A 24,856-nucleotide genomic window follows, 5' to 3' on the forward strand; every position below is an offset into this window, starting at 1 on the left:
ACCTATGAGCTCCGCAACTGACCCCGCAAAACGCATTCCGAAGTCGCTCGGTACCGACACTCAGTTCCTCGGGAAGTACTCGCTGACGGACCTCGCCGTCGCGGGCCTTCCCGGCGTACTGGTAGTCTTGGTGACGCAGGTCGTCATCCCACCGTCACTCACCGTTCGCGGCATTCCGGTGTCCGCCCTCACGATCCCACTCGCAGCGATTGCGATCGCCTTCGGTGGGCTGTTCGTTTACCTCACGCCAGGGTACACCAACAGTCTCGACTGGCTCGGCTTGTTCGTGAACTTCCATCGCAGCGAGACGGAGATCGCCCACGAGGAAGCGAAGGAGTACACCCACGTCGAGCGCGTCTACCCGCGACACAACGCCATCGAACGGACGGATCGGGCCCTTGTCGGAGCCGTTCAGGTGTCGCCACCGACGATGGCGCTCGCGACCGACGAGGAGTGGGCCCAGAAGGCGGAGGCATTCCAGGACTTCGTCAATACGACCGTCGAGTTCCCGATCCAGATTTACTCGACGACGCAGGCCTTCCCCGCCGACGAGTACGTCGGGCGGTACGAAGACCGGTTGAGCGACCCGGACGTCAAATCGAACGAGAAACTCCAGGCGCTCATCGAGCACTACGTCGACTGGTACGACCGGGAGCTGGCGCAGCGTCAGATGACCATTCGCGACCACTACGTCCTGATTCCGGTGCGACCTGAGGAGGTCCGATACGAACGGGCCAGCCTCCTCGAAAAGCTCGCTGGGATTCCTGTACTGGGCATCCTCGTCCAGATTGTCACGGCGCCGCCGGAGGAGGAAGAGCGAGCCGCGATGCTCGAGGAACTGGACGAGCGGCGCCGGCGGGTCGAGCGCGGCCTCCGCGGCATCGAGGGGTGTGACACGCGCCCCGTTGATGCGGCCGAACTCACCCGCCTCATCGCGGAATACTGGACCGGCACGGAAATCGAGTACGGCGACCCCGAACAGGTGCTTCGAACGTCCCCCGTCATCAACAAGTCATGATTGGAAACCTGCTTCCGTTCACCAGCTCGGATAGTTCGGAAACCGACGATGAGGCCACGGCAGACGAGGGCCCCGACGAAGAGGGGGAAGATGCTGAATCACAGTTTACCGTGGACTACGAGGCCGACGGTGAGGCAGTCGACGGCATCCCCGAGATCCATCAGACCGTCGTCTCACCGTCGAGTATCGAGCGAACGCCCAGCGCCCTCCGGACTGACACCCAGTGGGCGCAGAGTCTGTGGGTCGGTGAGTATCCCGATGCTCCGATGGATGGCTTCCTCGAAAAACTGTACGCGGCCGCCGAGACCCAACAGACAGATGTCAGCATCCACATCGATCCTCGTGATACGCGAGAGACGTTGGATTCGCTGGAGAATAAGATCGAGGACCTCGAAGCCGACTACGAGTACCTGACCGAGAAGCATCGTGCGAGTGCCCGGGGCGTCGAGAAAGACCTCGAGGACCACCAGGAGATGTACGACGTCCTTCGGAACACGACGATGCAGGCGTTCGACGTCTCGATGTATCTCACGGTCAGGGGCAACGATCGCGAGAACATCGACGCCGAGTCGGTGTCGACGACAGCCCGACAAGCGCCTGCGAATCTGACGCCGGTGACGCCCCGGTGGTCACAGCTGAAGACGTTCACCTCAGCGAGCCCGATCGCCCTGGATCAGTTCAACGAGACGCTCGACAGCAAGACGCCGATGCTCGGCGGGGCGGTCGGCGCGATGTTCCCCTTCGTTTCCGGTGCGTTTGCGGAACCCGGCATCGAGTACGGAACGTACGCGCTGAATTCGAGTCCGCTCATCCTCGACCGCTTCAAGCGGCAAACCGGCTACTGTATGATGGTTATCGGCCGGCTCGGCGCGGGCAAATCGTTCGCGACGAAGCTCCGGCTGGTGCGGCGGGCGATGTTCGACGAGGATACAGTCGTTATTATGCTCGACCCGATGCGGGGGTTCGCCGGCGTCAACGAGGCGCTCGATGGCGAGCGGATCACGGTCGGTGGCCGACGGGGGCTGAACCCGCTGGAAATCAAACCGACGCCCGACCACGTCCTGCAGGAGGTCGACGACATCGACCCGTGGGGCGAACAGATCAACTGGGTGATGACCTTCTTCGCGACGTTCTTCGAGCACGTCGCAGACCATCCACTCGGTGAGCGCAACCAGACGCTCCGGCGGGCCGTCCAGGAAGCCTACGAGAAGCGCGGGATCACCCGCGATCCGGAGACGCACACCCGGGACTCGCCCACCATACACGACGTCATCACGGTCCTCGAAGAGATGGTCGAAGACCCCGAGGAGTACGGGTACGTCACGGATGGGGAGCAGGAAGCCGTCCAGTCCGATGCCCAGTCGCTACTCAAGGATCTCCGCCCGTCGTTCCGCGAGGGTGGTGAACTCGAGAACCTTGCTCGCCCCTCGGAGTTCGACCTCGATTCGAAGGTCATCTACCTCGATCTCCATCAGGAGGAGGGGACACGTGGCCGGGCGGAGACCAGCCTGATGATGCAGGTGCTGTTCAACAGCGTCTACGAACGGGTCAAGCAGACCGACAAGCGCGTCGTCTTCTGTATCGACGAGGCGCACTACCTGATGAACGACGCCGTCTCGCTGGACTTCCTGGAGACGGCCGTCCGGCACAGCCGCCATTTCGATCTGAGCCTCGAATTCATCACGCAAACAGGGGGCGAATTCGCGCTGACGCCGGAGGCACGCACCATCGCGAACCTCTGTTCGTTGACTGTCCTCCACCGCGTCAACGAGGAGAAAGAGAAGATCGCCAAGTGGTTCGATCTCAGCGAACGGCAGGTGAACTGGGTCACCTCCGCGAAGGCCGGAGAAGACGAGGACGGCTACTCGGAAGCGCTGGTCGGCATCGACCAGGAGGGCTGGTTCCCACTCCGAATTCGGGCGAGCGACTATGAGGCCCACGTCATCGACGGCGGCGCTGCGGACGTGGCCGAACTCGAGCCAGAACCGACGACGAGCGTGACGAATCCAGATAGCCGACCCGCCGGCACGCGTGCCGACGGCGGTGAACAGACTGGCACTACTTCTCAGGAGGATGACTGAGCAGACCCCGTCAGAACTCCCGGCAGTGGCTAACGGCGACGAGTACATCCGGATCACTCCCTCCCGGAGCGATCTCGCGCCGGAGACCGTCGTCCGTCAGCTGGCCGGCCTCCACGGCCTTGACGCTGGCAACGACGGACTTCTCGCAAGTATCGGTCCCCTCGGCGATCCGCCACCGGTGTTCGAGTTCCTCGCAGTGAGTGAGGGGGCAGACGAGCCGGTCGAGTTCTATTACGGAGTCGACCGCCGGTTGGATGCCTTCGAGGAACGCCTCCGAACGCTGTATCCGCCGACCGTCACGTTCGAGCGGGTCACCCTTGACTTGGAAACGAAGCTACTCCCATCGACAGCAGGCCCGTCTCAGGACCACAGTGCCGGAGGAGACGATAGCCACGGAATGAACCCCAGGACAGCTGAGGAATCCTCCGGAGACCCGAATTCGGATTCAGAGCCCGTGACTCTCTTCGATTCGACGGGGCAGGAACCGGTCGGTGATGGGGGAAGTGTGCTGTCGGAGAGCTCTACGTCGCAGGACGAGGATGGGGATCTGTTCGAGACCGATTCGAGTGACGAGTCCACAGCGGCTGGTCCGTCCGACTCCGAACTCGATGCCGATCACCAGCGGGCTCATACGCAACCGACCGTCGATGAGACGACCCCACTCGGAATCAGCTGGCACGGGCAGGCTACCCGGCGGGAAGACTGGATGACGACACTACCCCAATTCACGAATACGGAAGACGACGATGACGATCACGCTCGGGCCCCGCTCGCGTCACTCATCGATCAGCTGACCCGGGCCGAACACCCGATCGCCTTCCAGGTACTCTTTCAGCGGAAATCGGACTGGACGCACGAGGCACGAGAGCGCCAGCGGAAGCTCCGTGAAGGCGAAGACCGAGTCGTCGACTGGTTCTTCGGAGAACTCCTTGGAAACACGGAGAACGAACCACAGAGTCCGTCGAACACCGGGCGACAGCGTCGGTATCTCGACATCGGTGGGCGGGAGCGAGTGGAGGCTATCGACGAGAAGGAGCCACAGCACACGTTCACGGTGAATATGCGGGCGCTTTCGCTCGTGACTTCCGACCGACAACGAGAGCGGGTTGACCATCGTCTCGACGATATCGGGTCGGTATTCGATCACCTGAACGGGCCACACTATCGGCTCCGACCGAAGCGCGTCCGCCGTGGGCTTCGGAAGGGGCGGCGGGCCAAGAAGCACGCCGACCGGGTACTCGACGCTACGTTGGCTACCAAGAGCGGCTGGCGGAAGACCCGTCCCGATCTCGTCCTTGGCCCGGCTGAGTTGGCGAACTTCGTGGTCGTCCCGCCGGCGACCGACCTCACGACTGAGGGTGGGCGGGGATCCGACGCCGAACCTGAGAGCCGGACGCCCCTGCCACTCCCGGCGCAGGACCATATGGATGCGTTCACGGACTCCGGGATGGCGATCGGCCGCGGGCTCGGGGAGGACGGCACGCCCACGTCAGAGCCGATGCGGATTCCTCCGCATTTGCTGCCGTTCCACGTCGGCCGGTTTGCGAAGAGCGGCGCCGGTAAATCGGTCGCGCTGATCAACGACGCGCTCTCCCTGTACGACCATACCACGGGCCCAGTGTTCCTCATCGACTCCAAGGGCGGGAACCTCCCCGAGAACTATATGCGGGCTCACGCGAAGCGGTTCGGGACTGAGGACCTCGAGGAGAACGTCCTCCACTTCTCGGTGCCTGACATCCTGCCTGGCTTCGCGTTCTTCGACATTACGCCGGCGCTCGAGGATGGAGTCCGTCGCGTCGACGCGATTCAGGACAAGGCCGACCACTACGAAGAGCTCATCAAGCTCGTGATGGGGCCGGAGCGGTACGAGGACGCCATCGCCTCGCCGACGCTCATCAAGTACCTCATCAAGGCAATGTACGACGAGGAGTACGGCCTCGAAAACGGACATTTCCGGCAGGATACGAACTACTTCACCCACGACCAGTTCGAGCAGGCGGTGACCCAGTTCCACGCCGCCGGGCCACCAGATTCGACACCCGAAGATGCACCGCGAGCCAGCGACCCGCAAGTCGCGGAGAAACTTGAGCGACACCTTCGCTCGAACCCGGCGACGTTCTCGAACGTCGTGAGCGGCATCAGCAACCGGATGGACTACATCACGCAGGACGCCCACCTCCGCCGGATCTTCAACAATACCCAGTCGCAATTCGACTTCCGCGACCTCCTCGACGAGGACAAGGTAGTCATCTTCGACCTCGGTGATCTCCGCGACGAGGCCGCTCGCGTGATGACCGGCGTCATCCTGACACAACTCTATGACGCTGTCAAGCGTCGTGACGGCGACAAGCTGGCCCGCAAGCCAGACAATTACGTGGCGAACCTGCTCATCGACGAAGCGTCATCGGTCGTCGTCTCGGATACGCTGACGACGCTGCTCGAAAAGGGGCGGGAGTTCCGGCTGTCCATCGAACTCGTGACGCAGTTCCCTGAGCAGATGAAGGAGGCTGGCAACCGCGAGGTCTACCTGAACGTCCTGAACAACATCGGCAGTCCGCTCGTCGGGAAGATCGCCGTCGACGCCGACATCGCCGAGGCACTCTCACACGAGGCGATGGATCCCGTCGAATTCAAGAATCGGATCAGTTCGCTCCCGCGTGGCGAGTGGATCGCCCAGCTCCCGAGTCCGGAATTCGGCGAAACCGGTCCCGACCCATTCAGTATCGAACCCCTCCCGATTCCGCCCGGTCATCCCGATAGCGAGCAGCCTCTGACTGGTGCGCAGGAAGAGCGATTCCAGGATGCCCTAGAGGCCGTTCACGAGCATACCCGAGAGGAGTACGGGGTGGCTGTCGGGACGACCGTGGAGAGCCGTGACGCTGCGACTGACGTCGCTCTGGAGAACGCGGATGACCTACCGTTGGAAGTCGCGATGGCCCGTGCGATCCGCGCCGTCCAGCTGTCGAACGAGGTCCGCGAGACGAACGGCTGGGTGTCCGTCGAGGACGTCGACGAGGAACTGCTCTCGCGCATCGAGGAAGGCACCATCGAGGCGCAGGGCTACGAGACACTACCAGAAGTGCGGGAGGCGTCCTCGCTCATCGAGGTCGATCTCCCGGACGGGGCATCGTCGGTGCAGTGTCGGCTCACAGACGAGGGTGAGCAGGCAGCCACGCCCGATACGTCGACGTCACCGACCGGCGGGGGCGAGCACCACGACACAGTCCTCGAAGCGGTCGAGCAGTCGCTCGCAGCGGCGGGCTTCTCTGTGGAGGTCCTCGATCAGAACGGGGAGTCCCGCCCCGACGCCATCGCGACGCATTCGGACCTCGACTGGGAACTCCAAGTCGAAGTCGAAACCACCACGCACGTCCGCCCGGCGAAGGTTCTCTCGAACCTCCGGAAAGCTCAGGAACAGGAGCGAATCCCGCTGTTCGTCGTCGCAGACCACGACGATCAACCGGCTGCCGAGATTGCCGACCGGCTCGCGAAGATCCTCGACGAGCCGCGAAATCAGCTCTCCTCCGGTGAGACGCGGCTGTATACGATGAACCACAACGTCACATTCAACGGCGGTGCGCGAGCCGCGGATGGGGTGACGGCCGTCCGACCGGCCACTGGCGGCAGTCGCCACACCCGCTGGTTCGAGCGGGACGGTGCGTTCGTCCTCGAGGATAGTGCTGGGGACCAGCACGCACGGATAGACTCCCTCGACGCCGTGTCGAAAGACCAGTTCCCGGCGACGTACAGCTACGACGCCGAAAGCGAGACATACACCGTCTTCAGGCCGGGAGAGCTCCCCGAGACCTACGAGTCCCGCGAGGCATTCGAAGCGGAGTGGGTGCCTGTCAAGCGCCCGTTCGTGCCCAGTACCGACCTTCCGGTCCCGGACTACACGGAGCGCACGTATGCGATTGCGACCACCGAGGGCGACCAGACGCTCGACCTCTACACGCCAGACACGGAGACGGCCACCGGCGTTCCGGCACTCGTGGACGCGATCCAGGACAGGACGCTCCATCCAGCAGGGGAACCCCCGGATGACTCGACCGATTCCGACGCTCAAGAAGACAACGAGGTGGACCCGTACGGCATTCAGGCATTCGTCAAGGACCGGCTCACTGAATCCGACGACGTGGTCGTCGCGGTTGCTGAGGTCTACGATGCCTACGAGCAGTATGCGGCGGCCGGGGGATACGAGGTGAAGCCGAAAAACCGATTCACACAGACGCTTCGCGACCACGCTCAGTTCGAGCGTGACAAGAAGTGGTTGGACGGCCAGACGCGGCGGTGTTACGTCGGAATCGAGTTGTCCGACGCCGGCGACCAGGAGGGACCAAGCGATGCCAGTGCGTAGTCGTTTCGCTCCCGGTCAGGAGGTGCAGGAGCACACGAGATGACGCTCTCCGAATCAGCTATCCGCGAGCACTACCGTCGTGCCAAACCCGTCTACGAGGCGCTGGCGACCGTCAAGGACTACCCGACCATCGGGCTGAACGACTTCGTCGGATGGTACATCAAACGCGACCACGACGACGTCGAGGCGATCAAGGCCGGGTATCCGCAGCGCGGGCGGGTTGCCCGCCTCGATCGTGACTACGACGAGATCCACGACCGCCTCGAACGGACGCTCTACGCCGTCACCACCTACAAGACACCGTCCGCCTTCCAGCAGTGGGAACCCTGTCGCTACGACGAGGCCGAGGGGACGACCCTCTGGCAGGATGAACCCCCAACCCCCGGGTATGCCGACCTCCGGGCGGTTCCCGCCTGGGGCGATATCGACCTCGCTGACGATATCAAACCACACCGAGGCGATCTCGATGCCGAGACGCGTGACCTCGTCGAGCGTACCCTCGACGCCTATATCGAGGAGTATGCGACGCTGTACGGCACGCGAGACGCTGTGTATGCGCTGGACTCCGTTGGGGGCGCGTACGTCTTCGGAGCCCCGGAGGCCACGCTCCCGATTGCGGATCACTTCGGCGATGATCCAGATGCGCTCGAACGAGTGTTCGACGAGTTCCTCGACCGCTCGAACGCGTGGCTCCAGGAGGCAGAGGCCCGCGTGAACGAACGCGTCGACGGCGCCGGCGACGTCATCCAGCCCGACTGGGTGAACAACAAGAACCGCCAGTACAAGCCGCCACTCTCGATCCACGCCGATCACGATGCCGTCGTCACGCCCATCGCGACCGACGACGTCCGCTACGAGCTCCGTCCGTTCGAGACCGTCGATGACACCCTTATCGAGCAGGCGGTCAGCTGGGCTGATGATCTCACGCGAGTCGAGCACACGGATTGTGTCGACTCGCTGGTCGCGACACTCTGGCCGGATCTGTACGAGGACCACGACGGGTGGCGGGCAACGCTGAAGGCGTGGGTCGAAGCGGAGCGTGAGCGGGAACGTGAACGTCAGCGACAACGTGAGGCGGCGCTCCAGCGACGTGAGGAGCGGTTGGCAGAACTCGACGGTGCCCTCGAAGGCCGGCCCATTTCGCCGTTCAAAGAGGACGTCTACGAGGCTGTCGAGAACATCGATATCACCGAGATTGCCCGTCACTACGCGAGCGATGCCTACGATACGGATCCAAACCAGCCGCGGCCGCAGTTCGATCCGTGCTGGCGCCACAGTGAGAGTGGTCAGTCCTGTTTCGTCGACGAGCAGGCCAACACCTTCGGCGATTCAAAGGTGAACGGTGGGGGTGGGCCGGCAAAACTGATGGCGCTCGCGACGGGGATCGTTGCCGACGCCGATGCGAACCTGGATGGCGAAGACTACTGGGCTGCCGTCGACGAACTCCGGAGCGTCGGCTATGACATCCCGGTGTGGATCCCGGAGGCTGGATCAGACCGTGTCGACGGCGGGTCCTACGACCAGATGCCCTTCTGGGCCGTTCGGAAAGCAGCTGTCGCGCTCGAGGTTTGTCCCGAGGACGCGTTCGTCGATCGTGAGGGAGAGAATGGAACCTACGAGGGATTCCCCGGCTACGAAACATACAACGAGACGCTGGAAGCCATCGAAACGGCAGGGCTGAAACACGGTCGAGAGCGAGTTACCCCTGATGAGAACGCGGCTGGCGATGAATCGGAGCCAGCCAGTACTGCCTCTGCGAGCGACGAGCGATCTGGTGACCTAGATCAAGCTCATCTTCGCGAAAAGAACCGGCTGTTGGCAGCGAAGGTTGAACGTCTCGAAGCTAAACTGGAGGGGAAATCAGAGCGAATCGAGGAATTAGAGACGGAGGTCGACCAACTCCGAACGGAACTCACGACCGTCCGCTTCGAACGCGACCGTCTGGAGGCCGTACTCAAAGAGCGCGGGTTCGGTCAGGAGCCGAGTCAAGAAGGCCGGGAGGAACAGTCGCCTCTTGACAAGGCAAGGCGGGTTCTTTCGTTCGGTGAATAGATTTACCACAATCCCCGGTGAAATTCTCAGTTGCTGATAGTCTGTTTAGGCCGTGTGTATACAGCGCGCGCATCGGTCACACGAAAGCGTACGTGAATGACCTCCAAATCAGGAGAAATAGTGTTACAGATTCTTCGCGATGTCATTGAGCTCCTTGGTCCGGTTGTCGGTGATTCGCTCCGCCGGTGGTTCCTGATCTTCCTCTTCCTCGATCGGGAACAGGGTCTGTAATCGGTTCTTCTGACGCTCCACACCAGGGTGAGACAAGTCAATCGTAACCGGATGGTCCTCGTTGATATCCTTGTTAGCGAGATTGTTGATTAATCTCAGAGGCAACGGATAGAACGTATCCAGCTCTGCATCCCAGTTACTGCCGTCGTGCAGATCCAAGATGATAGAGTACACCTTCTCGAACTCGTCGTTCTTGTATTCAATCTCGTCGTTGACTTTGAAATTCAGGTATCTTCGTTGCTCAACAGAGGCTCGGGACCGGGCTAGTAGACGTGGACGTTCCAAGATAACTTTCGCATCGTAGTTGACCTCGGGGCTGTATCCCCGGTGCTCTCCTTGTCCTTGCAGCCATTCGAGGAACTGGATTTTCGCTCTCTTGTAGTCGGTCATAGTATTCGAACAGGCCTCTCACACCGTAGCTCTCACTATCGGGTTCAGGCATAAAGAGTTTCTGTAGAATTGGCGTTTCAGGCCGTCTAGGCCGTTATTTCGCTAGTAGGCTAGGAGGCTAGTTTCACTAGTTTACAATAGTCGGACTAGTCGGATCATTACTTCCTAAGCGAATTCCCGAGTGATGGAGGGCATCTACCGTAGAACTGTACCTTGAGCACACGCCTCTCGAAGAGTACATTTATCAGAATAGCTACCGGCATCATGTACAACCTACTTCATGATGGACACGCAGGCAGGTGTCACCAGTCGGATATCTCAGCTCTGCCACGAGGAATACATCGAACTTCTGAGTGGGCTCAATAACCGAACCGCCTGGAATCGAGAAGGCGATCTTGGGTACGGGAACCAAGTCGTGTCTGCCGCACACGACAACCGCACTATTCTGGAGCTAATTCAAAATGCTCGAGACGCGATTGTCGAGAGTGAGGAAGAGACCAATGGACGAGTCGCAGTTATTGTGGGGCCAGAATCACTACTAATTGCCAACTCCGGTGAGCCATTTCATTTAGACGACGATGACGTGTTCGAGGCAGTCACATCTCTGGGACGTTCTGCCAAAGCAAAGGAACGGGATTCGATCGGGGAGAAGGGAGTCGGACTAAAATCGATTTTACAGCTGAGTGAAGCATTCAGCATTCACTCAAGCGTGGACGGTGAGGATTTCTCGGCTACGTTCTCTCGGGCGAAGAGTGCGCAAATGGTTCTCTCGATGTATGAAAGATTACTCGATACCGATTCTTTCGTCGACCGTCTCGGAGTCACCGAGACCCAGTCGGATTTCTTAGACACAGGCCGCTTTTCATTCTCCGATCAAAGTGTCGTCCCGGATAGTATCGATATAGACGAACTGGTGGGTCAACTCCTCAATGAGCCGAGACAACCGCCGCCGACCCCTGTAGATATTCTCACAGACATTCCCCGGATCTCCCTGTTCCGTTATCCGTTCCTACAGAACGATACTCAAGCGGACTCAACGCCACTCCAGACACATCTCATTCGGGATAATGTATCGAGCGCGAACCTCTCCAAGCGAGTGGATCCTCAGTTAGCTGACTGGCTAGACGAGTATCGGGGTGATTTCTCAACGGTAGTCGAACTCGAGTACTTGGATGACCAGTGGCGTGATCTATTGGATCATATTGAGTCGGTCCTCACGACATCTGACAAAGAAGGAGCGTCAACATTCACAAACCGGCGTTCGTCAGAACCCGTGGATCGCGCTGCATTCTGCGAACGACGTCGGCGCGAATTCTGGGAAGAGTGCACTGATATCTCACCTGAAACGCTGATTCTCCTTGAAGAGATCGAAGAGCTCGACCTGATTCAGGTGACGCACGACGAGACAGGACAGCTTCAGATTATAGATCGGCATCAGGTTTGCATAGACCAGGCTGATCAACGCTCAATAGACGAACACTCCAATACGACTCGCAGGTCAGTCGATTATACGGTCCAGACCGCCGACGGTACCTCGCAGACTCGTCAGTATAGACGCTACACTCGAACATATGACGAGGTTGTTCCGAATGACGACCAAGACGAACGGGACGAGATCCACCTACTGTTCGAACGGCCCCCCGAATCGACGGATAACTGGAACCCATCGCCAAAGCCACTCTACCTCCACTACCCGATAGAGAAGGCAACGACCCCGTTCCCGTTCGTCGTCCACGCACCATTCCGGGTCGAGTTCGATAGGCAGTCGCTCGCTGACGACCAACAAAATCTACAGATCCTTGACCGGCTTCCAGACTTAATTGCTGACGCCGGGACAGACTTGGCGAGGGGCGACGAGAGAGGAGCAAGCAGGGATGGATTCAGGCAGTGGATGCCTTGGATGACGATGCCGTTACGCGGGGAACCCAGTTCGGGTTCCGGGACGCCTCTAACCGAGAGCGTACAGGAGGCGGTCACGTTGCTTCAGGATTCTCCGATTGTTCCGACCGATGACACGGACGCACAATGCCCTCGGGATACCCTGCTTGATCCCGAGCGCATTCGGGGGTTCGAGACCCTTCGTCGAGACGCGCCCGAAGCACCGTTACCAGCCGAGACAGTCATTGAGTCGGGAGACACCTGGAGTCAACGTGTCTCTACATTACAGGGCGACACCGAGCATACATTTCGCCAGTGTGCGAGGAGGCTGGGCCTGACCGAGGTTCTGGAGCGTCTTTTCGACGATGACACCGGTAATGCCCGAGGCTGCATCGATATTCTGTGTGAGTACTGGGGGCTCAGTGGAAGCGCTGTTTCCTCTGGTAGGTGGGCGGTACCAGTTGAACGGGTTGAACACGCGGAGGCGTACTTCGAGACGATCTGTTCGATCCTCACATCAGCCTCTGAAGGTGATGAACTCGACTTAGACGACGATTCAGACGTGAAGCGAGCAGCGGGTCGGCTCGGGGAAAAAAGAGTCCCCCTCATACCCGCCGAAGCACACCAGGCTAACGACACTGATGCCTCTAATGGTGTCACACATCTCGTTCGTGCTCGCTCTCGCGGAGACACGCGGCAGGGACACGGAGCACAACGGAGCGAGCGTATTGTCTTTCGCCGAACCGGGAGTAGTCAGACGTCTGAGTCAATTATCTCAGAACTTCCATCCCCACCGACGACACTCCCCGTGTTCGTGGTCCCGTTCCGAACGGAATGGATCGGGCCACTCGAGAGTTTCAACCGGGACTGGGGGACCAGAAATCTGGATAGCCCTGCAGAATTCTACCGACGGGTTGCTGCAGAGGCTGGAGGATATTCGGGGGAGAGAACTTCCGATTCTAGCGTTATCGGTTATCTCTCGACACTCTACGAGACGGTAACACGTGGACAGATAGCGAAGTGGCTTCATCCAATCCCCAATCGGAATCGTCGATTCGACGAGGTAGAGGCCACATTAACTGGTGCCAAGACGAACAGATTGCCTTCCGACTACGATGACTATCTTGAGCGGCGCTACACCCAGCAGGTTGAATTGCCAATCGGACACCAGGACGGGCAGGACGAAACGCTTCCTGCCGAACAAATCGTATTCGGGACCGAATGGGTAAGCGAGTTCGAAGCAGCTGCAGATATTCTAGAAGGAATCGATTCGAGTTCAGATCGATTCTTCGACGCAGGGTCACACGAAGAGTCCCGAGCAACTACGTTTCGGCGATGGGCAGCGGTCATCGAGAAGGCGTCCAGCGTAACACCGTCCGAGACACCGACACTCGCGGAACCAGAAAGCGACTATTGGCAACGGGTGTTTGGAAGTTGGTCAAGTAGCGAGGGGCTCCAGCGGGTCTTGCGTCTGGACTTCCTGATTCATCTGGGCGTACAGATCGGCCCTCGAATCGATTGGCGATGGGTGTTGCCGACCAGAGGAGACGACGATCGTGAAGCAGGTACAATTAGCGTTGCCGATGCCCAGAATCTCGCTCGCGGAGAACCCCTCAACGAAGACGACGGATTCGACGTGCCAGACGAGGTTTTAGATACCTATACCGACGTCATATGGCGGTCAGACAATCATCCTGCATTCACCGCCACCCACTCAACGGGCTGTGGAAACAACTGGCTGGAATGCGACGAGGAAACATGGGCTGCAAACGATTCGCAAGAGGCACTTATACCGGTCTGGTGGTACTTCCCCGATCTACCTCAGATATCTGATGGTCGAGCTCGCGAGAAGTATCGGGACGCAATCTTGCTCCTATGGCCAGACCTTGCCGAAACAGTCGCTAACAGCGCGTGGCTCTGTAGCAACTGGCACTCGTTCAGCGAAAGCCCAGACGGGGCTGCTATCCCCAGCCTCGGAACCGTGCAATTAGCTCAAGCAGAGCTCTGGCCTGTCGACAGCCAATTCGAAGATGAGGGCGGGAATGACCGGCTTACAGTCGAGGATGGGACGACAGCTTCGGCAGAGAAATTGATCTTCGACGATGCAGAACAAGTCAGAGGGGCTGCTCAGTATCTGCCGCGAGTCGACAGTTCCAAACTCGAACAGAGGTTAGCTCCCACATCGGGGTCAGAGGCAGTGGATATTTCGTCAGCTCTCAGGATCCTCGGTATTCGAGAAATCGATAATTTGACCCCACCGATGGCAGCTCAGCGACTCAACTGGTTCATTGGGCAGTTCGCAGTGGAGAAGACACCAGGTCAGAACCCCTTCGATATATCGGCGAGCTGGTCCGCACGGGCGCTTTCTGTGCCCATCGACGCCCTGATGCGCCGGCTCGCTTCCGGACAGACACTCGCAGATCGACTCGACGAACGACCAGAGATTCGGCGCTGGATTCGGCGCGATATTTGGCGCCTCGGAACGACGGTTCGAATTACAGAAGGCCGCAACTCGAAAGCGCTTAAGATTGGTGCGGAAGCGCCCGCACCGGGGGCGCCGTCAATAGCACAGCAGCCGGTTATTTTCACACAACCACTCTCCTCGTTTTCACGTGATCGGTTGGTTCGGGACGCACGGCCGTTCGTCGAACGGCCTTCCGACTCGACAGAAGTTGCCCGCCTTCTTGGGACCGAAAGCTCTGCCGACGAAGAGGCGACGACAGTAACATTCGGGATAATCATAGAGAGCGAACCACCGTCTCCTCGACCAGTCAGTGGTGGTGAGGTCGAATCGGGGACGGATCGCCTCGACACCCTTCGGGAGACGCTTCGGCAGCGTCAACAGTACCTGTTGGCAGCATATCTCGAACAGGCAACAGCTCCAGACCTCGAAGAAAAGCACGATCAATTGTCTGCTGTCGTCGAGAACCGAATCGCGATCGTCGCACGTGACGACGATGACGATACGCAGCGTAATTCGGCACAATGGGAACCGGCTGACGGAGCCAAGGATGGAGGACTACATATCGCCCTTTTCGAAGACGCAGTGAAGCGTGTCGATGGTGACGCGATACCGCCGTACCTCACAGCAGATGGTATCGTCCAAGTACTCGAACAGTTCGACCTCGCAGATACCTTCGAGAACGTCTTGTTCAAAGGAGAGTCGGCACTGGAGACAGAGTATCGCTCGGCATTGGAGGAAGTTCGAGCGGAGATCAACGAGCTCCGTACACAGCGTCTTGAAGTTATCCACCACACTCTCCAGGGCCTCGTTTCGACGATTGCACCCACCGTATCCCTAACTGAAGGGGATGAACTCACTGTCAACGCGCGCGTAACGCTGAATGAGTTACACAGACTCGAAGATGACCCAGCCGCGGTTACTAAGAGCACGTTGCTCCAGTCGTGGCTCAACACGCTGACTGAGAAGTGTGGATTCGACAATGAGGTCGCTATCGAATGTATACGTGCCGCAGCCACCGACGATGAGGCGGTGCGACACCGGATCACCTACCAACTCGATCAGTCCGTTAACAGTATCGACATCGACGCACTCGTCAAGGCCGGGTATCGGTGGCAAACTCTCGAAACGTGGCCGTCGGCAAAGGGTACCGCTCCGGTGGAGTCATACAGCACGACTATACAACGATTTCGTCGGTTCTGGAATGCAGTCGGTAGGTACGAAGATGAGGGCGAGGCGACCCTCGAACGCGCAGCCAAAGATGCGCGAGAGGCTACACCGGCTCCAAAGCCAAATAGACGCGTCGCGCAATTCGTTCCGCACGCAGAAACGCTTCCATCCGACATTTGCGAGGTCCGGCTCGGCGCGTTGCCCTACCTCAAGTCAACGCCAGAACCGCTGGAACATCTCAGAGGCGCCGTCAGGAAATGGGGTCGCACAGAGTGGGAAGACCTGAAACAGTCGGATGTAATCTATACCGACCAGACCATCGAAGAGCGGATGGAGTCACTCATCGAAGCGGCGACGACTCCCAATGGCGGTGACAAAGCCTTTGAAACCGTGCTCGCGAAGTTCTACGGCACAACGAGTGACTACGCAACCGATGAGGGCCGAACGAGGGAAGATCTCACGAATGAGTGGCTTCAGGGGCGAGATGAGTCGCTCGATTCGCTCGCATCACAGATCTCAGCCGACGGCTCCGCTTCCGGAGGAGGTTCCCCAACCATCGGCGATTCCTCGGGGGGTGAGTACGGACAACCCAACGTCGGAATCGATGCAAGAGGCCGAGAGGGAGAATTAATTTGCTTGAATCGTGCGTGGCAGCGATTCCAAGCCGCACCAGTCAGCGTCCGTTCGTCGATTTTAGATCGCTTGGAAACGTGGCGTGGACACGACAGGTGGAGACTGAAGTCAGTCGACGAGATTGCAACATCGTGGACCAGTAGCGGCGCAGTGGAGGCCACCAGCCCTGCCGATGTGCTCCGGACAAAGAACCTGGCTGAGACGAGCGATACAAGGATGGCGTTCCACGCCCTGTTCGATACGTCTGCGGAACGAGGGCCAGGGTTTGACTTGATAGATCCCTTCGCGGCAATGCCAGAAACCGAGTCCGTCGTGTCTTGGACACCGGAGTGGATGTATCGGGTCGAGTCGAAAGCCGTCGCAGCGGAACGGATGCGAAGCGGCCGAATCAAATTAACCGGGAACGAGCTACGTATGGCGCTCCGTCCCGGACCGTTGTCCCCAGACGACGCAAACACGGACCAAGTGCGCGCATTCCGTTACATAATCCGACTCGTCGGTTTCTCAACCGACTGGCGAAGTGACAATGACCGCACTGTAAATCTCTTAGATATAGACAACGTCGACGAGTTCGTCGGTATCGAGCGAGAGGAGCGGGAGATTCTAGAAAAGCTTCGTGGTGGGTCGTTCTACATCAGCTTCTATACTGAGGGATAGGAACGGCGAACTCCGAGAGTTCTGCGGGAGCGGCGATCGTAGTTCGCTATTTCTATCACTTGTGTAGCGTTTCAACAGAATCTATTCACCTATACCGCCCGAATAGACAGCCTGACACCACCCCTAGTCTTTCCTAGACACCAGATATGAATGGACTCGTGTGGAGTGCATAAATCGCAAGATAGCAGCACTAGACACCAGACTCACTAATCAGAGAGTTCCCGGACAGCCAACGAAATTTGGTGTCAGGTATCGCTGTCTTGCGATTTAGGGCCGAATTCCGCCACCAGACAGCAGGAAAATCAACCGATATATGGTGGGGGTGGCGGCCCAAAGTTATGTTCGCGGCCAACAGGGCCGAGGTGCCAGGCCGCAGGCCACGTGAGCGGGATTGCCACCCGGACGATGGCGGGAGGCGTGGAGGAGAGAGGACCACATCGCCGTCGTGGCTGAGACTAAGCGCCAGTGGTGACTGTTTATTGTGCCCCAGAATGGGTGTGGGGCGGTTCGTGCGCTGCCCCTGATTCGTATGTCTGGTCCGGATAGATACGACGATACGGCAGACGATCACGAATGGTTCGAAGCAGAATTGCTCGCTCAGGATCGGGATGCCCGGTCACCGTCGACGGCGGATCTCGACGACGAGACGGCCCGCCAGCTGATTCGAGAGCTACTCGATGCCGGGACGGTCACACCGGTCGTCGACCAGCGGCTCCTCGTTCACGAGCCCAGCGACACAGCGTTCGAATCGATGCAGCAGCTCGCCGTCTTCCACACGGGCTGGATGGCCGCCCACGACGCCGGCGAGGCGGACGAATGATGCAGCAGACGCTGGCCGGCTGTGCCTTCTGCGAGGCGCCACCCGAGACAGAGACCGGGATCGCCTACACGTGGGGGAAAGAGGAGCGGGTCAGCCACCCGATTTGCGTCGACTGTGCGATTCAGGAGACGGCAAATCCCGACGAGCGTGATCACTACGCCTGTGACAGCTGTGGCCTTGTCGTCGACGCGCTCGCAGCGCTCACCCGGTTTCGGATCGAACTCGGCCATCTCGAAGGCCCGATACAGGTCTGTGCACGGTGTAGTCCCGGTGGGCCGGCAACGTACTGGACGCGCGACCTCGACACGCACATCGTCTCTGACTGATCCGCCGAGCGGTCGTCAAGGTGAGTGGAACGGCGACCACTCCGGGAGGGTCACAGTTGTCCGTAGCTGTCCCACCCCACGCCCCTGCAGCGTTGGTTGTGTCGCTGTCCCGTCGCTCCGCTATCTTCAACAGAAGGGCGCTCCTCGGGATGACTATGGACTGCCCCGCGTGCGGGTCCCCAGTCACCCTTGAGGTCGGACCGGACCGGCCGCTTTCGACGTCGGTGTCCGACGCCGTCCTCGCAGCGGAAGAGGACGAGCAGATCGAGGTGACCCGAGACTGTTGGAACTGTGGCTGGCACGAAACGCGGGCGCTTCGCGTCGCATCAATCGACACGACCGCCGGCGACGAGACTGCCGTCAAGCGAGCCGCACTCATCGACGAGATTACCGACGAGCTCGCGGCGACCGGGAGTGTGGACACGCTTGAGGAGACGCTGGCTGCGATCTGCCGGCAACGAGAAATCGACCCGGCGAGGACCGATACGGACGACGAGACGGAGTGATCCATAATGTCTGATGCTGAGCCCCTCTATAACGTTCGTGAGCAAACCGGGAATCCCGAGCACGCATCGGTCGACGATGTGGTCGACCTCGTGATCCACCGGGCGCAGAACCCGCGAGCCGAGCACGAGGGTGCGCATTTCGATACGGCGGTAGCGGCTCTCGTCGACAGGTACGGAACGGAGTCGGTCCGGACACTCATCCACCGCATCCTCGTCGACGACGAGCCGTTTCGGACCGCCACGAACGGCCTCGAGATGCGCAACGTCGACGGTGTTCGGATCGGGACCGCTGCCAGCTGGTTCCTCGAGGAGCTGAACGCACAGGACGACCACTAAGGACCGGTTGAAAGCCCGCATCGACGGTTCGTCGAGTCCCCATTTTTAACTCCTATTCGTCCTATGTACCTGCCGAGGCCACAATGGCTCCCTCCACCTCGAGAGACTCAGATACATCCCCCGATCTACTCGTTGAAATCATCGAGACACTGGAAGCCCACGGGTTGGCGAGTGATTCGTATCAGCTCCACGATGCCGTCGATGTCGAGGCACTCGAGCGGCTTCTCGCATCCTCAGCCGGCGATGTCGAGGTGCGGTTCACTATAGAGGGAATCCATCTCGCCGTCAGCCAGGACGGCGTCGACGTCCTTCTCGACGAGCCAGCCGGAGCACCGGATCAGTAGCGCGATCGAATTCGTCGACGGCGACGTTCCCTGAAAGCCCTCGGCCGCTCGGCATCCCGCGACCACCGCTGCGCTCCTCGTCCCTGCGGTGCTTGCGGGGTCGGGGGACGACCGAGACGGCCTCGCCCTTTCTGAGTCCGCCAGGACGGTAGCTGGATCGCCGAGTGTCGCGGCCGGCTGGACAGGTGTGCACGTCACGGCCCGCCCCGCTCGCCGCTGCCGCCCTCCGCGTCGCTCGCGACCGACCATTCCGGGCTGCCTGCCTGCAGTAGCGGGCGGGCTGCCGGGCTAAAATGAATGTGCCCTCGGCGCCAGCGGGAAAGCGTGGGGGGTTGCGCGGCGTGGCTGCTCACCCCCCACGCTTTCTCCGCTGGCCGCTCGCTCCGGGCGGGTCGGCGCGCGGTGCTGGTTGGGTCGTCGCACTCGGGCGCGCTCTCGCTCGCGCCCGGTAGGGCGCTCGCGAAGGCGCGAGCGAGAGCGCGCAGTCGGTGCTATCGGGCGTCGACATCGTCGGAAAACCGCGATGCTGGGACATCGCGGTGGCGGCGCGTGAGCGCCTTCGGAGCACTGAGACTCCAATGTCTAGTAACAACTCGAGTCGCAAGGTCGTTACGGTGGATGAACAGGCATTCGAACGAACCGAAGACGCCGGCGTCGACGAGGACGGCTTCGAGGTCGTCGACGACAAGCCGGAGTTCCGGGCGACGGTCCAGCAGGAAACGCAGGCGAAGGTGGATTCCAACCACCCAGACGGCATCGTCCAGGACTTCTCGCACCTGCCCCTCGCGCAGGAAGAGAAGATTCGCGCCCGAGAGGCCGAACTGGAGCACATCAGCGCCCAGGCGGAACTCGGCACCCAGGAGGGCCGGGCGAAGCGAACGCGCGAGGTGGTCACCGAACGGCGGCAGCGCAAGCGGAAGGAACGCACCCCCGAACGGACGGATCCGCGCGAACGCCTCTCTCGGATGGAGCTGGCGAAGGTGAACCAGGAAGCAGACCGGATGGAACAGCGGCTTCGCACCGGTCACAGTCGGGCGGCCGTCTCGCGGGCGCTCGCAAAGCGGGTCGCCAAGGGGCAGGACATCACCGAAGCAGTGTTCGACACGATGGACGCGCTCAAGGCGGCCCCCGGCGCCATCTGCCCGATCGAGGACGTCCCAGACGTGCAGACAGATGAGGTGAGCATCGAAGGAGAAGTCGTTCAGCTCTGGGATGCTTCCAGCCCGAAGATCGCTCAAGTGGGCTTGGTCGCGGACGATACCGGGAAAATCAAGTTCACCTCGTGGCGAAAATCGGAGCCCGCCTTCGTCCAAGAAGGTGACACCGTCCGGATGCGGGCGGTCAAGAAGAACTGGTACGAGGGACGGTGTTCACTCGCCGTGACCTACGACAGTATGATCGTTTTCCCAGAGCGCGACCGCCGCTGGTGGGAAGAGTAGGGGGCTGTATGCCCTCTTTTTGGTGTGTGCCGGACCGACCCAAGCCCCGCCGCCCCACCCTCCGCTCCGTGCTCGTTCCCTCCGGTCGCTGCGCGCGCAGCCACGACCGACCCACCCCTGGCACATACATCAGTTCTAACATTCTACGATTGTCGAAGATATATAGAAATCATTCTGGATGTCTGGGATGATCTACTGCCGATATCTTCGGTAGAACAAATAAATAGTGGGCCCGAAAAATCCCAATAGAAGCCCTAGATAGTGGGATAGAATGTTCACAGCGCCGTCGCCTTGGGCGATGTCTTGAGGAAAGAGCAGTACAGGAGACACCAAGAATAGGAGGCCCGCGATCATTACCAGTTCAAAATAGCCTTCCATCGAGGTTAGCCCGGCAGCGGCTTCCTTTACCTCCTCAAGGCCTACCTGGTAGATGTCGTAGACGGTGATCAATACGGCGAACAGCAGGATGCCAGCTGCTGCAGTAACGCCGGAGTAGGTTCCTGCGATGATCGCGGCGGCTATGAGAAACAGTACGACTCCGTGGACTGGTTCTATCTCCTCTGAGACCTTGTTGTGGATGAATAGAAATAGCGAGACGGGAAGGAGCCCGAAAAATGCGGAGCCGATTCCAGAGAAGCCTGCTCCGGTTCCAGAGCCAAGAGCGACTATGTTGCTCAGAGCTATGACGAACGGGAGGATGAAGAGGAATGCCAGGAACGTATATCGGAACAGCTTCCGTTCATCAGCCAGCACGAAAAGCAGGTATATTGGACCGATCAGAACGCAGTAAGCCGCCAAGTTATTGCTGAAGTGATTGAATCCTCGATGCACATAGGCCGAGCTCCAGAGATTGACGATAGAGTAATTACCGTAGTCCAGGATCAAAGAGTTCTGAATTGACTCAGGAAGCAGGAAGATCAACGAAAGAAAGATCGGCACCGAGAAAATCAAAGCCAAATCCGATACCCGCGCATTCTCTCTTACTTCGCTCCGGAAATCACCAAGCCACGCCATAGAACGAAAAACCCCTTCAGGACCTAAATAATCACACTTTAGGCGGGTATTCGAAGCCTGATGTTACTGTTCTGGGTTCGAAAGCCTGAGAAGCACTTCGATAGAGGAGACTAAGAAAAGCTCGAGCAGGTTCTGGAAAACGTCGAGCAGACCGTACCGGACAGTGAGTTAGCAGGCCGGTCGATGATAGACTCATCCGTCTGAGAGGGTAACAAAGATAACAGTTGATACACCATTGCTCGACAGAAAGTTGATTTTGGTATGAGGGTTCGTTACTGGATTAGATATCTGCTTTATATAGCATGGAGGCGCATAAAAGCGATTTTCAGCGTTTCTCTTTATAGGTACGGAGAGCTTCTGTGCCTAGCTTCCGCTTTGACCCTCATTCTCCTGATAATAACGGTTGTCTGGAGACCTTTCGGAATAGGCTCGATTATTCAAGAGGTTTCTAATCCGGCTATCTTCGATCAGTCGCTCAGCTTGATTCTAAATTTTATGAGCGTGATATTTCTCTTGGTGATATTCTTAATTCAGAATGCGAATCAAGAGTACTCGCCGCGCCTTTCGATGCTCATTTTCAAAGACAAGTACCTCATAGGGATCCTTGTTTTTATCCTCGGATTCTCAGCCTTCAACTTGACAGGCCTGTATCTGGATTGGGCGTCGCCGTATGATTTGATTAGCTACGTTCTGTCAATTATTGCAGTTCTCTTGATTGGTGCTATTATCCTCTTCACGGGCTACTTCCTGAATATCTCGAATATTGTGGACTACGTCACGGGTCGGATGCTGCGAAAGATTGAGCCGCGTAATATCTATTCGACTTGGAGGCCTCTTGTCCCGGAGCACGACGAGGAGTTTTCTGAGGATTTGGTCAAGGATGTTCATCTCTTGTTTTCGACAGGGAGCAGGGCTATTGAGAAAGACCAGAGAGAGGTGTTTGAATCGACCCTGAATTCGATCTCTGTGGTCTCAGATCGGTATTTGGAGCAGACTAGCGGTGAGATTACGAATGACGACTTCATTAATGAAGTCGCAAACTACTTCGAGTTCTTGATTAGAACGGCACTGGAAGAGGATTCACGGCAAAAATATCTGGATGATATCGCGGAGGCGATGGGTGATATAGCTCTCTCGATTGTCGAGCATCGGGACATGGGCGGTCAGAGCCAGATGGCGGGTCGCCTTTTGAAGTCGATGAAGGACCTGTTTTTCAAGTCATATAGTCTAGATCTGACCTCGGTCGGGCACGTCTGCATCGACAAGATCGACGAAGTATCCGTCGCAGCCTTGGAAGATGGAGATTACAGCTCTTATAACTATTACAACAGTCACTTAGACGACATCGCAGATATTTCTGCGGAAGCTAAGCAGTACTATTCGGCACTGCTTCTCCAGAGAGCATTGAATAAGTACCAGTGGCAGTACGTGAAACTGGTACAGCTTCTACTCGATGAAAAGCTTGCAGTCGAGGAATGGCAGATCCGAGACTTCTTTGACGACCTGGCCAGCAGATTCAACGAAGCAACCAGTGAGACCTCACTTAGCCAAGAACAGCTTCTCTATGCGGCCCTGTACGGAGCGAATTCGTTCAACTGGAAGCTCAAGAGAGCAGATATCCAAGGGATTGAGAATCCACGTATTGAACGGATCACGAAGGAATATCTCGAAGAGTACATCGACTTCCACCATCGGATTCTTACGACCGATATCGGTAACAAACACTCCTCTTCCTACAGTGTGTTTCCGGAGATGCTCTACCTTGTTTGCTACAAAATCGAACTCAGCGACGAGTTCGAGTCAGAACTGTTGAAGCAGATCAACGATAACTGGCTTGACTACATCGAGCAGTACTATCAACACTGTATCGAGGAAGACGAAGGAGTCTACTCAAAGGTAGAGGAGAGTATGATGGACTACTACGCTCTCCAGATCATTTTCCACCGAGAAGACAAAGAATCACTCCAAGAGTTCACTGGAGACTTTGTGAATCTCTATAGTAACTTGCCGAAGAACCAGGACGGAAGATGGGGAGATGCAGTGAATCGGTCTCTCTACAAGCATTTGAAGCTGTATGGCTGCTGGCTGAGTCTGTCGTTGGATGTTCAAAAGGACTTCCCCAAATTGTTCGATGTATTGGTGTCTGATTTCCAAGACGTGGTACAGAGAGGAAAGGCCCTTCCGGCATCCCCTACACAGAAGTTTGGTTATGCATCGAAGCACGGTGGTGATTGGGTTAGACCTTGGACAATGTCTGGATCCCAGGTTTGGGGAAGCAAGGTTCAGTATGCTATCTCAGCCGAGATGAATCAGAACTTTGGGCAAGACAATCAGCTACACCATGAATTAGCGGAAGGAATAGAAGGGGCAGATAAGCCAAGAGAAAGGCAGTATCGATGGTTCCACTTCGAATTGAAAACCCGTCATGATATCCGATCAGCAGTAGCTAAGGGTACAGCTCTAAGGGAGTACCTGAGTCACAGGGAAAATACTCGGTGACTAGCTGAAGAACGATGGCACGGAATCACCAGGAACTTTTGACTGATCAGGGCGAGAGATTTGTTGAGGAACTCTGTTCAGTTCTCTATAACGACGAGAAGGTGGAGGCCTTTATCGAAAGCTACGGAATAAAGGAATTCACTGGCGGCTCTTTGGGCCGGAGGATCTTTTCTTTCCCCAACTCACTGGCCCAAGATGACTCCATTGGAGACATTGATCTTGAAACTTTCTACGTGATCAAGGCCTCGGGGAAGTCTCTGCCGCATAATTATCGGGAGATCAAGGTATGGCAGAAGGCCTGCGATTTGGGGTGGGAGCACGAGTCCCTTTTTGCCCCAATTCATGCATGGGATGTAGAGGACTACAGATGGTTGATTATGAGGCGTGTAAGGCCTGTTTCTCCGCATGAGGGAGATATTGCGTATCTGCTTTCCGGTCAAGAGTATATCTACGATCCTGACGCTCCCGAATGGATGGAAGAGAAATTAACCGAGCTAGGGTGGACAGTTGAGGATGTAGAGATGAATGTCGGTGTGCTGAATGATGGACTTTGTATGATGGACTATGGCGGAGTGGATAGAAGAGACGATTCAATCGAAATTCCGGGTTGGATGAAGTAGGTCGGTACACCTCGGATTTATAAC

The 24,856-nt window shown here is 58.2% G+C and carries 15 protein-coding genes; 13 read left to right on the forward strand and 2 right to left on the reverse strand.

Annotation, left to right across the window (positions count from 1 at the left end; all coding sequences use genetic code 11):
• The first annotated feature begins 4 nt into the window (after positions 1-4).
• Genes MUG96_RS21410 through MUG96_RS21425 form a run of 4 tightly spaced genes read left to right on the forward strand, consistent with a single transcriptional unit; the run spans position 5 to position 9,508 of the window.
• Entirely contained in the window at positions 5-1,018 is a 1,014-nt protein-coding gene (locus MUG96_RS21410; RefSeq protein WP_246989459.1) for a TraC-like domain-containing protein, read from the forward strand.
• Entirely contained in the window at positions 1,015-3,099 is a 2,085-nt protein-coding gene (locus MUG96_RS21415) for a VirB4 family type IV secretion system protein (protein WP_246989460.1), read from the forward strand. Before MUG96_RS21410 ends, MUG96_RS21415 begins: the two co-directional genes overlap by 4 nt.
• Positions 3,092-7,456 carry a primase-like DNA-binding domain-containing protein gene (locus MUG96_RS21420; RefSeq protein WP_246989461.1) on the forward strand — a complete coding sequence of 1,455 codons (4,365 nt, stop codon included), beginning with the start codon at positions 3,092-3,094 and terminating at the stop codon, positions 7,454-7,456. Before MUG96_RS21415 ends, MUG96_RS21420 begins: the two co-directional genes overlap by 8 nt.
• A gap of 39 nt (positions 7,457-7,495) precedes the next feature.
• A complete protein-coding gene (locus MUG96_RS21425; protein ID WP_246989462.1) occupies positions 7,496-9,508 on the forward strand; it encodes a cell division protein ZapB in 2,013 nt (670 codons plus the stop codon).
• Positions 9,509-9,631: 123 nt separating this feature from the next.
• Here the strand turns inward: MUG96_RS21425 and MUG96_RS21430 are convergent, their stop codons facing one another.
• Positions 9,632-10,129: a hypothetical protein gene (locus MUG96_RS21430; protein WP_092635445.1), complete on the reverse strand. Its 498-nt coding sequence runs from the start codon at positions 10,127-10,129 to the stop codon at positions 9,632-9,634.
• A 283-nt stretch (positions 10,130-10,412) separates the two neighbouring features.
• On the opposite strand from MUG96_RS21430, the gene MUG96_RS21435 reads away from it, so the two are divergent.
• The 7 genes from MUG96_RS21435 (at position 10,413) to MUG96_RS21465 (ending at position 20,699) form a co-directional block, all read left to right on the forward strand.
• Positions 10,413-16,928 (forward strand): sacsin N-terminal ATP-binding-like domain-containing protein, encoded by a 6,516-nt coding sequence (locus MUG96_RS21435; RefSeq protein ID WP_246989463.1) that lies wholly within the window; start codon positions 10,413-10,415, stop codon positions 16,926-16,928.
• Positions 16,929-17,457: 529 nt separating this feature from the next.
• The gene (locus MUG96_RS21440) at positions 17,458-17,748 is read left to right on the forward strand and encodes a DUF8069 family protein (RefSeq protein WP_092635441.1); all 291 of its coding nucleotides are present in this window, start codon (positions 17,458-17,460) and stop codon (positions 17,746-17,748) included.
• Positions 17,748-18,074, forward strand: coding sequence for a DUF7558 family protein (locus tag MUG96_RS21445; RefSeq protein WP_246989464.1), 327 nt, complete (start codon positions 17,748-17,750; stop codon positions 18,072-18,074). Before MUG96_RS21440 ends, MUG96_RS21445 begins: the two co-directional genes overlap by 1 nt.
• Before the next feature lie 155 nt (positions 18,075-18,229).
• Positions 18,230-18,580: a DUF8105 family protein gene (locus MUG96_RS21450; protein ID WP_092635437.1), complete on the forward strand. Its 351-nt coding sequence runs from the start codon at positions 18,230-18,232 to the stop codon at positions 18,578-18,580.
• Positions 18,581-18,586: 6 nt separating this feature from the next.
• On the forward strand, positions 18,587-18,916 hold the full coding sequence (locus MUG96_RS21455; protein WP_246989465.1) for a DUF8158 family protein: 330 nt from the start codon (positions 18,587-18,589) through the stop codon (positions 18,914-18,916).
• Between the two features lie 83 nt (positions 18,917-18,999).
• Positions 19,000-19,260, forward strand: coding sequence for a HalOD1 output domain-containing protein (locus tag MUG96_RS21460; RefSeq protein WP_246989466.1), 261 nt, complete (start codon positions 19,000-19,002; stop codon positions 19,258-19,260).
• Between the two features lie 578 nt (positions 19,261-19,838).
• Positions 19,839-20,699, forward strand: coding sequence for a DNA-binding protein (locus MUG96_RS21465; protein ID WP_246989467.1), 861 nt, complete (start codon positions 19,839-19,841; stop codon positions 20,697-20,699).
• A 192-nt stretch (positions 20,700-20,891) separates the two neighbouring features.
• Here MUG96_RS21465 and MUG96_RS21470 read toward each other — a convergent pair whose 3' ends face one another.
• Positions 20,892-21,713 (reverse strand): hypothetical protein, encoded by an 822-nt coding sequence (locus MUG96_RS21470; protein ID WP_246989468.1) that lies wholly within the window; start codon positions 21,711-21,713, stop codon positions 20,892-20,894.
• Between the two features lie 261 nt (positions 21,714-21,974).
• Between MUG96_RS21470 and MUG96_RS21475 the strand changes: the two genes are divergently transcribed.
• Both MUG96_RS21475 and MUG96_RS21480 read left to right on the forward strand, forming a co-directional pair.
• Positions 21,975-24,212 carry a hypothetical protein gene (locus MUG96_RS21475; RefSeq protein WP_246989469.1) on the forward strand — a complete coding sequence of 746 codons (2,238 nt, stop codon included), beginning with the start codon at positions 21,975-21,977 and terminating at the stop codon, positions 24,210-24,212.
• A gap of 14 nt (positions 24,213-24,226) precedes the next feature.
• A complete protein-coding gene (locus MUG96_RS21480; RefSeq protein ID WP_246989470.1) occupies positions 24,227-24,832 on the forward strand; it encodes a hypothetical protein in 606 nt (201 codons plus the stop codon).
• Positions 24,833-24,856 lie beyond the last annotated feature (24 nt).

Origin of the sequence: Halorientalis marina (assembly GCF_023028345.1) — an archaeon.
GTDB classification, from domain to species: domain Archaea; phylum Halobacteriota; class Halobacteria; order Halobacteriales; family Haloarculaceae; genus Halorientalis; species Halorientalis marina.